This window comes from Streptomyces sp. 2-1 (genome assembly GCF_048564895.1).
GTDB classification, from domain to species: domain Bacteria; phylum Actinomycetota; class Actinomycetes; order Streptomycetales; family Streptomycetaceae; genus Streptomyces; species Streptomyces phaeochromogenes.
Genome location: NZ_CP183383.1, coordinates 6,521,901 through 6,534,026, shown reverse-complemented (window position 1 = coordinate 6,534,026; position 12,126 = coordinate 6,521,901). Strand labels below are relative to the sequence as shown.

The following is a 12,126-nucleotide window of genomic DNA, read 5'->3' as shown; positions in this document are numbered from 1 at the left end:
GATACTGTTCGACCCCGACCGAGGCACTTGCTTGAAGTATCAACCTCTACAAAGTGAGGATACTCCCGATTTGTTTAACGTTCAAGGAGGGGTCTCGTACAGTAGATGCATGAACACGGCATCCGCTGACGAGCCGCGCTGGCTCAGTGACGAGGAACAGCGCACGTGGCGTGCGTACATTCATGCCACCACCCTTCTTGACGATCATCTCGACCGCCAGTTGCAGCGTGATGCGGGCATGCCTCACATCTACTACGGCCTGCTCGTCGGTCTCGCCGAGGCGCCGCGTCGGCGGCTGCGGATGACCGAGCTGGCGATGAAGGCGAAGATCACCAGGTCTCGGCTCTCGCATGCGATCGCTCGGCTGGAGAAGAACGGGTGGGTGCGGCGGGAGGACTGTCCTTCGGACAAGCGGGGGCAGTTCGCCGTGCTGACGGATGAGGGGTACGAGGTTCTGATGCGGAGTGCGCCTGGGCATGTGGCGGCGGTTCGGCAGGCGTTCTTCGACCGGCTCACGGTTGATCAGCAGAAGGCGCTCGGGGAGGCGTTGCTGATCATCGCGGAGGGGCTTCAGCCGGAGGGTACGGGGGCGGATCTGCCCTGGCTGCGGTAAGGCTCCGCCGGGGTCGCTTTTGGGTGCGGGTTGGCCGTGGCTAGGTCGCGCAGTTCCCCGCGCCCCTAAAAGATTAAAGACTGCGCCGTTCCCCGCGCCCCTGAAAGACTGCGTGGATCTGCCCCGGCTCCACCGCTCTCGGAGCCGGGGCAGATCCCGGTTCGTACGTATGAAGGCGTCCCCACCCCTGCATACGTACGAGGTCAGTGGGTGACCTCGTTCAGGTCCGGGCGAGCCCCTTCAGGGGCGCGGGGAACTGCGCGACCTGGCCACGACGGGCCCGCAGTCCGTGACCGCGCCCCAGCGGAGCGCCTAGTGGGCGATGACCGGGACCTTCAGGTCGTCCTCGGCACCTTCGACGGAGCCCGCGGCCGCCGTGGAGTCGGGGCTTCCGGCGTTGATGAAGGTGAAGGCGATTCCCGCGGCGACGACGAGGATGCCGACGGCGAACCAGATCGCGTTGGTGTAGCCGTGCACCTGGGCCTGCAGCTGGACGAGCTGCTGCTGGGGCTGGGTGGTGGCACCGGCGATGTGGTCCTTGACGTACGCCGTGGTGGCCGACGCGGCGATCGTGTTCAGCAGAGCCGTACCGATCGCGCCGCCCACCTGCTGCGAGGTGTTGACCATCGCGGAGGCGACACCGGAGTCACGCGGCTCGACGCCCAGCGTGGCCAGGGACATGGCCGGCATGAACGCCGTACCCATACCGAGGCCGAGCAGCAGCATGGCCGGCAGGAGCAGGGCCGCGTACGAGGAGCCGATCTCCATCTGGGTCAGCAGCAGCATGCCGGCCGCGGCGACCAGGAAGCCCGGGCCCATCAGCAGACGCGCCGGGAGGCGGTTCATCAGCCGGGCGCCGATCTGCGTGGAGCCCGTGATCATGCCCGCGATCATCGGCAGGAAGGCGAAACCGGTCTTGACCGGCGAGTAGCCCTTCACGATCTGCAGGTAGTAGGTCAGGAAGAGGAACAGGCCGAACATCGCGATGATCGCGAGGCCGAGCGAGAGGTAGACACCCCCACGGTTGCGCTCGGTGATGACGCGCAGGGGCAGCAGCGGGGCCTTGACCTTGGACTCGACGAGGACGAAGGCCGCGAGGAGCACCGCCGACGCGACGAACAGGCCGATCGTCATGGAGTCGCCCCAGCCCTCGGACTCGGCGCGGGTAAAGCCGTAGACGAGCGAGACCAGACCGAGGGTCGACAGGACGACACCCGGGATGTCGAGCGGCGAGCGGTTGCGGCCGGCCGGCTCACGGATGACGAAGTACGCACCGGCGGCGGCGACGACCGCGAACGGGATGTTCACGAAGAACGTCCAGCGCCAGTCCAGGTACTCGGTGAGGAAGCCGCCGAGGATCAGGCCGACGGCGCCACCGCCACCGGCGATCGCACCGTAGATGCCGAACGCCTTGGCGCGCTCCTTGGAGTCGGTGAACATCACCGCGAGCAGCGAGAGAGCGGCCGGCGCGAGCAGTGCGCCGAAGGCACCCTGCAGAGCGCGGGAGCCGAGCAGCATCGCCTCGTTGGTGGCGGCACCGCCGAGGGCGGAGGCGCCGGCAAAGCCTATGAGGCCGGTGACGAAGGTGCGCTTGCGGCCCCAGATGTCGGCGATCCGGCCGCCGAAGAGGAGGAGTCCGCCGAAGGCGAGGGCGTAGGCCGTGATGACCCACTGCCGGTTGCCGTCGGAGATACCCAGGTCCTTCTGGGCCGAGGGCAGCGCGATGTTCACGATCGTCGCGTCGAGCACGACCATGAGCTGGGCGAGCGCGATGAAGGTCAGCGCTTTCCAGCGGTTGGAATCGGGGGCCTGCGCCGTACCGGCGGTGGCCTGGGCTGTTTCAGACATGGAGGTACCCACTTCGGGACTTCGGATCGAAAAAGGCAGTGAGAGGGCGCGGCACGTCGTCGGTGACGGCCGGGAGGTTCGGTGAGTTCGGTGCGTAAGTGGGGTTACGCGAGTGCTGGTCGGGTCATCGCTGGTAGGGACCGCCGCAAGGGGCGGAAGTCATCGGTCAGCCTTTGCGCAGGTCCTCCATGGTCGCGGTCATGCCCGGCAGTTCGGATCGGGCCGGGGCCCGCAGACCGTCCAGGAACAGCTGCAGGTGGCGGTGGACGAACCGATCGAAGCACAGGGCTCCGGTGCCGGCCGGGGGCCTGCTGAGCTGGGCCACGGCGATCATGAGATCGCCGACGCCCACGTCGGGTCGGAGCTGACCGGCCTCGCGGGCGCGCGCCATCAGCCGCTCGGTCAGTTCCTCGATCCGCTCACGCGCCGCTTCCATGTCCGGGTGATGCTGGTCGAAGGTGCTGGACATCATCGGGCAGAGGGCCGAGAGCCGCTCGTCGGCACAGGCGTGCACGAAGCGCGAGAGCGCCTCGAACGCGTCGCCCGTCTCGGCGAGGGCGACTTCGGCCGCCTCCGACGTACGGTCCATGACCGAGCAGACGACCTCCCGCACCAGTGCGTCCCGGTCAGGGAAGTTGCGGTACACCGTGGCATTGCCGACGCCGGCCCGGCGAGCGACCTCGTCGAGCGGCACGTCGGGGCCGAACTCCACGAACATCTCGCGGGCGGCGGTGACGATCCGCTCCCGGTTGCGCAGGGCGTCGGCGCGCGGCCGGGTCACCTTGTGCTGTACGCGGACTGCGGTCTCCACGGCGTACTCCTTGAGCCGGTGGGTGCGATCCGGGGATCCACTCCCCGTTTCGCTCGGACACATGGCTAAACGGGGAAACGATCCCCGGTTATTTCCCAACCTCGAAGAGATTTCATGTGACCCGCGTCACACCCCCTTCGGGGGCCCCGAGAGCAAGAAACCCACGATCGGGCTCCTCCAGCGCGCGCCCGCGCATCCGGCGGCACAGGGTGATCGAACAGGGTGCAGCCACACCGGCCGGCTGCCTGGAGCGAAGGGCGCCCGTATGCAGCCGACCAGCCGTCGGATATCCCCGCGCCGCCGCGCAGCAGCCTTCGCCACGGTCACCGTCCTCACCCTGGCGGTCAGCACCTCGGCGGGGACCGGCCATCTGACGACCGGCTCCACCACGGCCGCGGGACCCATCGCGCTGGCGCGCTCCTCCCCCCTCGGCCCCTGCATGATCAGCGGCTCGATGGGCGTGCAGATGTCCGAGGGCATCCCCACCCCGGCCGGCTACTCGCGCTCCACCGGCACCGTCCGCGCCCTGAACCTCATGGTCGACTTCTCCGACGCGCCCGGCGAGGGCAGCGCGCTCGACCGCTTCGGCGAGTTCTTCCCGCAGACCACCAACTGGTTCCGCACCAGTTCGTACGGCCGCCTCGACTACCGCCCCGAAACCCCGATACCCGGCTGGCTGCGGATGCCCAAGTCCTTCGAGGAGTACGGGATAGAACGCGGGGCCCCCTTCGACCCCGGCTACCGCGACCTCGTCCAGGACCTCGTGGCCGCGGCCGATCCGAAGGTGGACTTCAGGGAGTACGACCTGCTGAACGTCCTGATGACCCCGAACGCCGGCCCCTCCGCCCTCGACACGGTCCTGTCGGTGACCTTCGCGGGCAACACGGAGGCACCGGTCGCGGACGGGGTGCCCGTGGCGAACGCGTCCTTCGTCTACAGCCGCCAGGACGACGGCTCCGGCTCGTACGACGAGACCGGCTACCGCGTGCTCCCCCACGAGAACGGCCATGTCTTCGGGCTGCCCGACCTCTACACCCAGGACGGGGGCGCCGCGGTCGGGCACTGGGACATCATGAGCGAGGACTGGGGGGCCGACAACGACCTGCTGGGCTGGCACAAGTGGAAGCTCGGCTGGCTCGACGACTCCCAGGTCGGCTGCGCCGCCGCGCCCGGCACCACCGAACACGTGCTGACCCCGCTGGCCGAGCAAGGCACCGGCGGCAAACTGGTCTTCGTCCCCGTCGACTCGAAGACGGGGTACGCGGTCGAGCTGCGCACCCAGGCCGGCAACGACGACGCCATCTGCAAATCGGGCGTCCTCATCTACAAGGTCGACGCGACCGTCGACACCGGCCGGGGCCCGATCACGGTGATCGACTCCACCAAGGACAGCGGCGGCTGCACCCGCAGCCCGAACGTCCACGCCGAACTCTCCGACGCGACCTTCTCCCCCGGCCAGTACTTCAAGGACCTGAGAACCGGCATCCGCATCACAGTCGCGGGCACGGACGCCACGGGCAACCACCAGGTGTACGTGACCCGCGACCGCCAGGCGGCGTCGTAGGCGCGGGGCGCCCGGCAACTGGGGCGGCCCCAGTTTTTCAGGGGCGCGAGGAACCGCGCACCCAGCCCCGACCGACCCGCACGTTCAACACGGCCCTTCCCGCGGAGCGCCCCGCAGTCATTACCGTGGTCCGCACACCGTAATGGGGAGCCATGCCACCGACCCACCTCACGCCGACCCACCTCACACCCGCCAAGCCCGACGCAGTCGCACCCGTCGAGGCAGTAGCCCCGCTCATGCGAGGCATCACCGTACTGCTGAGGCTCACAGAGGCAGGCGGCACGTCGAGTCTCAGCGCCCTGGAGAAGGCCACCGGCCTCGCCAGATCCACGGTGGACCGCATCGCGGCGACGCTGGCCCGCATGGGATACGTACGTCTCGACGGACGGGACGCCGTGCTCACGCCGCGGCTGATGGAGCTGGGCAACGCCTATCTGGCCGCGCTGCGGCTCCCCCGGCTGCTGGACGGGCGGGCCGACGCGCTCGCCGACGAGCTGGACGAGTCGGTGTCGCTGGCGGTCGGCGACCAGGACGGCATCCGCTTCATCCACCAGGCGACCCGGCGCCGCGCGATGTCGCTGAGCTTCCGCATCGGCGATCTGCTCCCGGCCGAACGGACCGCGCCCGGCCCGCTGTTCGCCACGGAGTGGACCGACGAGGACTGGACACGCTGGCGCGAACGACGGGCCGCCGACCCCGAGGACCACGGTTTTCCCGCCGTGCCGCCCCGCGAACACCCCACCGGGGACGAGGAGTTCGAGGAGCGGACGCGTGAGGCGACGGCCCGCGGCTGGGCGCTCGACGACCAGTTGATCGAGCCGGGCCTGGTCGCCATCTCCGTCCCCGTACGGGATCGCGGTGGGCGTATCGCCTGTGTGGTGAGCGTGGTGAGCCACACCAGCAGGCACACCGCCGACTCCCTGCGGGACACCCTGCTGCCCCGGCTGCGGGCGACCGTGCGCGCGATGGAACGGGAACTGCGGGACGCCCCCGCCCAGCAGCCCGCCGCGCCTGCCCCGCCCGCCGGACTCGCCACCTGGACCGGGGCCTCGAAGCATGAACTGGGCCGGGAGTTCATCGAGTCGCTGGCCCGCGGGCTGACCGTGATCACGGCGTTCGGCGAGGGCCGGGCCGAGCTGACGCTCACCGAGGTCGCACAGGCCACCGGGCTCGCACGGGCGACGGCCAGGCGAGCCCTGATCACCTTGGAGCACCTGGGCCAAGTAGCCACCCACGGGAGGACGTTCACGCTGACACCGCGCGTCCTGGCCCTCGGCTTCCCGCCCCTCTCCCGTACGACGCTTTCGCAGATCGCGGCCCCGCACCTCGCCGAACTCGCCGACCGGCTGCACGACTCGGCGTCCCTCGCGGTCCTCGCGGGCGCCGAGATCCAGTACACGGCCCGCGTCGCCACCAGCCGCATCATGAGCGTCAACATCACCGTCGGCACGCGCTTCCCCGCCTACGCGACCTCGCTGGGCCGGGTCATGCTCGCCGACCTCACCGAGGCGGAGCGGGGCCCGTTCCTGACCGGCCTGCACGCACTGACCCCGCACACGGTCACCGACCCGGACGCTCTCACGGCCACCCTCGATCGCGTCCGGGAAGCCGGATACGCCCTGGTGGACGGGGAGTTGGAGGAGGGGCTGCGGTCGATCGCGGTTCCGGTGCGGGATCGTACGGGACGGGTCGTGGCGGCCGTGAACGTGGCGATGCACAGCTCCCGGCGGACCGTCGAGCAGTGCCTGGGTGAGGTGCTGCCGGAGCTGGCCGCGACGGCCGGGCGGATCGAGGGGGATCTTCGCGTGGCGGGGCGGTTCGCTCGGGTTCCGGTCGCCTAGCCGGCGGGGCAACGACTCGGGGGCGGGGCGCTTCGCGCGACGGGTTGCGGGGACGGCGACGGTGCGGGTCTGTGGAGGCTGGTCGCGCCCACGATGGGGATGCCCCCGGTCGAGCGAAGCCGAGAGTGGGAGAGGAGCCGCAATTCGGTTCTGCCCCGCACCCCTGAAGGGAGGCCGCTCCCGCCAGGAAGCTCGCGGGGGCCCGAGCGCCCGCGCCTTCAACGTCGGCGCCGGCATCGGCGTCGGCGTCGGCGCCGTCACGCCCCCGAGCGGGCCGTGACGCGGAACGGCGGGGGCACGGTTTCGGCCCCCGCCGTTCCCTCCCGCCGCCCAGAGGGCACCAGCCCCTTGAGCGCCGCCTCCGTGGCGAGCCGCGGCAGCAGCAGCGCCCAGAAGCGGGTCAGCATGGACTGCGACAGCCACTGCGCGTTCCGGCTGCCCAGGGCCCCGAAGCCCACGGTGGCCGCGACCACGGCATGGGCCGCGTCCTGCGGCGACACATCACGGGCCAGCGCGCCCTCACGGGCCGCCTCGGCCAGTACGCCCTCCACCCAGATCTGCCACCGCCGCCGCAGATCCGCCCCGGCCGCCACGGGCACCGGGCTCTCGCTCAGATCGAAACCGGCCCGCAGGATCACGTCGTGCCGCAGGCCCCGGAGCAGCGCGTGCGTGGTGTCGACCAGCACCTGCAAGGCCCCGCCGGAACCGACGGCCCCGGCACCGCCGGCGGTCGCGGCGGCCTCGCCCCTCGCCCGGCCCTCGACCGTGATCCGCCGGAGCCGCTGCGCCGCCGCCTCCCACACCGCCGCGGCCAGGGCCGCCTTGCTGGCGAAGTGGAAGTGCAGCGCGCCGTTGCTGACCCCGGCCCGGGCGCTGATCGTGGACAGGGACACGACGTCGAAGCCGTCCTTGCAGAAGAGCTCGGCCGCCGACTCGATCAACGCGTTGCGCGTACGTACCGCGCGTTCCTGCTGGGCCATCAGAGCGCTCCGTTGCTGCGAGGGGCGTGCCGGAAAGGCGCCTTCACGATAACAAACCGCACGTGCGGTTTCTATTGTCGTGCCATTACCTTTTGCTACTGCTACGACTCCTGACCCCGCCGCTGCTCCTGGTACTGCTACTGCTGGGCTCGGAGCACGGGCAGCGACCCGTAGCCGTTGACGATGAAGGACTCCACCGGCTCGATGCCGTCCATCGGTGCCGCCGGGGTCAGCCCGGGGAAGCGGTCGAACAGCCCCGCCAGGGCCACGCTCGCCTCGATCCGCGCGAGCGGCGCCCCCAGGCACCGGTGCACCCCGAAACCGAAGGCCAGGTCCTCGCGGCGGCCCGGGCGCAGCAGGTCGAAGACGGCGACGTCGTCCCCGTACGCCTCGGGATCCCCGGACGCGGCGGCGAAGGAGATCAGGATCGGGTCGCCCTTGCGGATCAGTACGCCGTCGGACTCGCCACCGGACCCGTGATGGGACGCGTCATGGGACCCGCCATCGGCCGGTGCGGGGTCCCCCAGTGCGATGTCGTCCACCGCGAACCGCATCGGGGAGTACGCCGCCGGGCTGTGCACGCGCAGCGTCTCGTCCACCACGTCCATCCAGGTGGCCCGGCCGGCGCGGACGTGGGCGAGCTGTTCCGGGTGGGCGAGCAGGGCCCCGACGGCGTTGGTGATGAGCGTGCAGGTCGTCTCCTGGCCTGCGGCGATCATGAGGTAGAGGGTGCCGAGGAGTTCCTCCTCGGTGAGCCCGCCGTCCGCGTCCTGGTCGTGGGCCTCGATCAGCGCGGACGTCAGATCGCCGCCGGGTTCGGCCCGCTTCTCGGCGACCAGCCCGGCGAGCATCCCGAAGACCTCGATCTGCGCGGCGGCCATCCGCTCGGCGGACACGGCCGTGCCGAACACCAACTCCAGCGCGGCGCACAGGGGTTCGCGGGCCTCCTCCGCCACCCCGAACAGTTCGCAGATGACACGCATCGGCAGCAGCTTGGCGAACTCCGCCCGCAGATCGATCCGTTCACCGTCCGGCACAGCGGCCAGGTCGTCCAGCAGCCCGGCCGTGATCTCCTCGATCCGCGGTCGCAGGGCCTCGCTGCGGCGCGTGGTGAACGCGCCCGCGACCAGCCGCCGCAGCCGGGAGTGGTGATCCCCGTAGGCGAACAGCATGTTTTCGTTGGCAACCCATGGATACAGCGGCCACTCGGGGCCTATCCGCCCCTCCACGAAGGCGGGCCAGTGCTGCCGGGCGTCCTTCGACACCCTTGGATCCAGCAGGAGTTGCTTCACGTACTTCTGCCGTACGGCCGCCCAGGCGACCACCCCGCCCGGCAGTTCCACCTCGGCCACCGGTCCTCGTGAGCGCAGCTTCTCGGCCTCCGAGGCGAGATCGCGCCCCGTCACGTCCAGCGCGTAAGGGCAAGCAGACATGTCCATCCGTGCACTCCGTTCGGTCGGTCGTCGACGCGCCCCCGACGCGAGGGCGCTTCACTGAGCGGCGGTCGCGACCCCCGCGGGCGCCCCGGCCTCGGCACCGGCACCTGCCCCGGTCTGCGGGCCGGCCGCGATGTCCGCCTCCGGCCCCTCCTCCAGGTCGCCCTCACCCTCGCCCTCGGCCGCCTCCGCCTCGCGCAACTCCATGGCCTCACGGTGGATCCGCGCCGCCCGCTCCGGGGTGAAGTCCAGCCGGACGAGCACGCCGGGCACCGCGATCGACGGCATCAGATGCCGGTAGAGGTCGGCCACCCGCTCCGCCAGGTCCGCGCGGCCGGTCATGATCCGCGACAGCACCTGTACGCCGGTGAAGGCGCCGACGAACAGCTTCGCGAGCGAGTCCACATCGGCGTGCGGCAGGACCTCGCCCTTGGCCTTGGCCTCCTGGAAGAGGGCGTGGGTGTGGTCCTGCCAGGCCCGCATCGGCACCCGCCGGTTCAGGTGGTCCTTGGGCGACCCCTGGTCGACGGTCAGCCGCACGCTGCCCTGGACGATCGGATCACCCGTGTCCCGCTTGAGCAGATAGGCGAGCAACAGCGCCTCGTCCAGCGACTGCTGGAGCTTCAGCTCCTGTTCGGGCACCCGCGGCAGCGACTCGACCTGCGCCGCGAGGACCGCCTGGGCGAGCTCTTCCTTGGACGTGAAGTGGAAGTAGAGGGCGCCCTTGGTCATGCCCGACTTCTTGAGGACGTCGGAGATGGTCGCCGCTTCGTATCCGACCTCGTCGAACACCTCGGCCGCCGCGACGAGAATCGCCCGCCGCGTCCGAATGGCCCGCTCTTGCCGCGCCACGAACAACCTCCGTACCATCCCGCACATCGGGAAAAGAGACCATGAGGTCTGTACCGGGCAGCTGCGACCTCGCGGCCCAGAATAAAACCAGCCGAACGGTTTCTCAAGGATTCGCCCACATCGAACTCGTGGCCCCCGTGTGAGCTGCAATGAAGCCCCGGCCGCGCCGTGAGCGCCCCCCGAAGGCTCCCCCAGTAAGCACCTTCGCCCCTTGGCCACCTTGAAAACAAAACCGGTTGGTACGTATCTTCGGTGCGCAGTGGTTCGTACCTGACCGGTTCCCACACCCAGGGGAGTTCGATGGCCGTGCCAGCACTCACCAAGACCCACCCCGTCGCCGACGAGCTGGCCCAGCTGCTCTTCGAGGGCGCCGATCGCGAACGCGTGCACGGGGCCTGGCGTCGGCTCGTGTCCGGCAAGGAGTTCGCGTACCGCCCGGGGCTGCCGCCCGAGGAGCGGACGGCCCTCTCGTACGAGCGGCTGCGGCTCCTCAACGACGCGGCCGGTGATCCGGTGGAGCTGGCGGCCGATCCGTACCGCCTCGCCGGGCTGCACGAGTGGACGGGACCGGTGGACGGCGGGCTGACCACGCTCGCGAGCATCCACTACAACCTGTTCCTCGGCAGCGTCCTCGACCACGACGGCGGCCGGGACAGGGACCTGTCCGCGTTCACCTCGCTCCGGCGTACAGGAACGTTTCTGTGCACGGAGCTGGAGCACGGGAACGATGTCGCGTCGATGGAGACGGTCGCGGTGTTCGACCGTGCGACGGGCGGCTTCCACCTCACCACTCCCACGCCGGGCGCGCGGAAGTTCATGCCCAACACCAGCCTGACCGGCGGCCCCAAGACGGCGGTGGTCGCCGCCCGGCTCGTCGTCGACGGCGAGGACCAGGGCACCTTCCTCTTCCTGACCCCGCTCAGCGACGAGAGCGGCCACCTTCCCGGAGTACGGGTCCGGCCGCTCCCCCAGCGCACCGGCACCCCGGTCGACCACTGCCTCACCTCGTTCGACCGGGTGTGGCTGCCGCGCGAGGCGCTCCTCGAGGCCGAGCACGGGCGGCTCGGCGCCGACGGGACGCTGGCCAGCAGCCTCGGCAACAGGCGCAAGCGGCTGCTGCGTTCCATCAACCGCGTCACCATGGGCAAGCTGTGCATGAGCGCCGGCACGCTGGGCATGTCACGGGCCGCGCTGACCATCGCGGTGCGGTACGCCCACAGCCGCTTCCTGGCCGGGCCGAAGGCGGGCGACCGCATTCCGCTGGCCGCCCACCGCAGCCACCACGGGCGGCTGCTGCACGCGCTGGCGACGGCGTACGCGATGACGTTCCTGCACCGCTCGCTGGTGAGCCGTTTCGCCGTGCACGCGGAGGAGGACCGGGCCGAGGTGGAGCGCGAGGTGGCCGTGGCCAAGGGCTGGATCACCTGGCAGGCCCGCGCGATCACCACCGAGTGCCGCGAACGCTGCGGCGCCCAGGGCCTGTTCCCCGCCAACGGACTGGCCGACCTCCCCCTCAACATCGAGGGCGGCATCACCGCCGAGGGCGACAACCTGGTGATCTGGGTGAAGGCCGCCTCCGAGATGGTCTTCGGCCACCAGGGCGTACGGGCCGGTGAGTCCGGCGATCCCGAGGGCCGGGAGCTCACCGAACTCCCCTTCCTGCGCGACCTGTTGGCCGAGGCCGAGCGCATCTGGCAGGACCGGGCGCGCACCGCCCTGCGCGAGGGCCCCTCGGGCGATCCGGTCGGCCGCTGGAACGCGACCTCGGACGCCGCCCTGGAGATGGTCTCCGCCCATGCCCGCCTCCAGGCCGCCGACGCGTTCCTCGCCGCGGCGGCCCGGGCGGAGGACCCCCGGGCCGGTTTCCTGATGCGGAGCCTGTGCCGGCTGTTCCTGCTGCGCCAACTCGGCGAGCACACGGGGGATCTGCTCGCCGAGGGACGGCTGACACCGGATCACGTACGGGCCCTGCCGAAGGCCGTCGACACGCTTGTCGGGGAGCTCGCTCCCCATCTCATGACTCTGGTGGACGCCTTCGATCTGCCCGCGGAGGTGCTGTCGGGGATTCCGATAGCCAGTGGGGGGTCGGTGGGCGGGGACGAGGGCTGGGACGAGAGCGAGGACGGCTGGGAGGAGGCGGGGGTGGGGGCGGGGGTTTCGGTACGGGTGTGAAGCTGCGGG

At 70.7% G+C, this 12,126-nt stretch carries 9 protein-coding genes; 4 read left to right on the top strand and 5 right to left on the bottom strand.

Annotation, left to right across the window (positions count from 1 at the left end):
- The first annotated feature begins 109 nt into the window (after positions 1-109).
- On the top strand, positions 110-613 hold the full coding sequence (locus ACN20J_RS28975; RefSeq protein ID WP_189837035.1) for a MarR family winged helix-turn-helix transcriptional regulator: 504 nt from the start codon (positions 110-112) through the stop codon (positions 611-613).
- A gap of 312 nt (positions 614-925) precedes the next feature.
- Here the strand turns inward: ACN20J_RS28975 and ACN20J_RS28970 are convergent, their stop codons facing one another.
- Both ACN20J_RS28970 and ACN20J_RS28965 read right to left on the bottom strand, forming a co-directional pair.
- Positions 926-2,461, bottom strand: coding sequence for an MFS transporter (locus ACN20J_RS28970; RefSeq protein ID WP_419667157.1), 1,536 nt, complete (start codon positions 2,459-2,461; stop codon positions 926-928).
- Positions 2,462-2,627: 166 nt separating this feature from the next.
- Positions 2,628-3,272 (bottom strand): TetR/AcrR family transcriptional regulator, encoded by a 645-nt coding sequence (locus ACN20J_RS28965; protein ID WP_189837033.1) that lies wholly within the window; start codon positions 3,270-3,272, stop codon positions 2,628-2,630.
- Between the two features lie 265 nt (positions 3,273-3,537).
- Here ACN20J_RS28965 and ACN20J_RS28960 point away from each other — a divergent pair, with 265 nt between their 5' ends.
- Both ACN20J_RS28960 and ACN20J_RS28955 read left to right on the top strand, forming a co-directional pair.
- Positions 3,538-4,836, top strand: a complete 1,299-nt coding sequence (locus ACN20J_RS28960; RefSeq protein ID WP_189837032.1) for a M6 family metalloprotease domain-containing protein — start codon at positions 3,538-3,540, stop codon at positions 4,834-4,836.
- A gap of 152 nt (positions 4,837-4,988) precedes the next feature.
- The gene (locus tag ACN20J_RS28955) at positions 4,989-6,677 is read left to right on the top strand and encodes an IclR family transcriptional regulator domain-containing protein (protein ID WP_419667156.1); all 1,689 of its coding nucleotides are present in this window, start codon (positions 4,989-4,991) and stop codon (positions 6,675-6,677) included.
- A 257-nt stretch (positions 6,678-6,934) separates the two neighbouring features.
- On the opposite strand, the gene ACN20J_RS28950 is transcribed toward ACN20J_RS28955, so the two are convergent.
- From ACN20J_RS28950 to ACN20J_RS28940, 3 genes are all read right to left on the bottom strand, one after another.
- Positions 6,935-7,657, bottom strand: a complete 723-nt coding sequence (locus tag ACN20J_RS28950; protein WP_419667155.1) for a ScbR family autoregulator-binding transcription factor — start codon at positions 7,655-7,657, stop codon at positions 6,935-6,937.
- A 137-nt stretch (positions 7,658-7,794) separates the two neighbouring features.
- A complete protein-coding gene (locus tag ACN20J_RS28945; protein WP_419667154.1) occupies positions 7,795-9,096 on the bottom strand; it encodes a cytochrome P450 family protein in 1,302 nt (433 codons plus the stop codon).
- 51 nt (positions 9,097-9,147) lie between these two features.
- Positions 9,148-9,945, bottom strand: a complete 798-nt coding sequence (locus ACN20J_RS28940) for a ScbR family autoregulator-binding transcription factor (RefSeq protein WP_190229083.1) — start codon at positions 9,943-9,945, stop codon at positions 9,148-9,150.
- Between the two features lie 300 nt (positions 9,946-10,245).
- Between ACN20J_RS28940 and ACN20J_RS28935 the strand changes: the two genes are divergently transcribed.
- Positions 10,246-12,117, top strand: a complete 1,872-nt coding sequence (locus ACN20J_RS28935) for an acyl-CoA dehydrogenase (protein WP_419667153.1) — start codon at positions 10,246-10,248, stop codon at positions 12,115-12,117.
- Positions 12,118-12,126 lie beyond the last annotated feature (9 nt).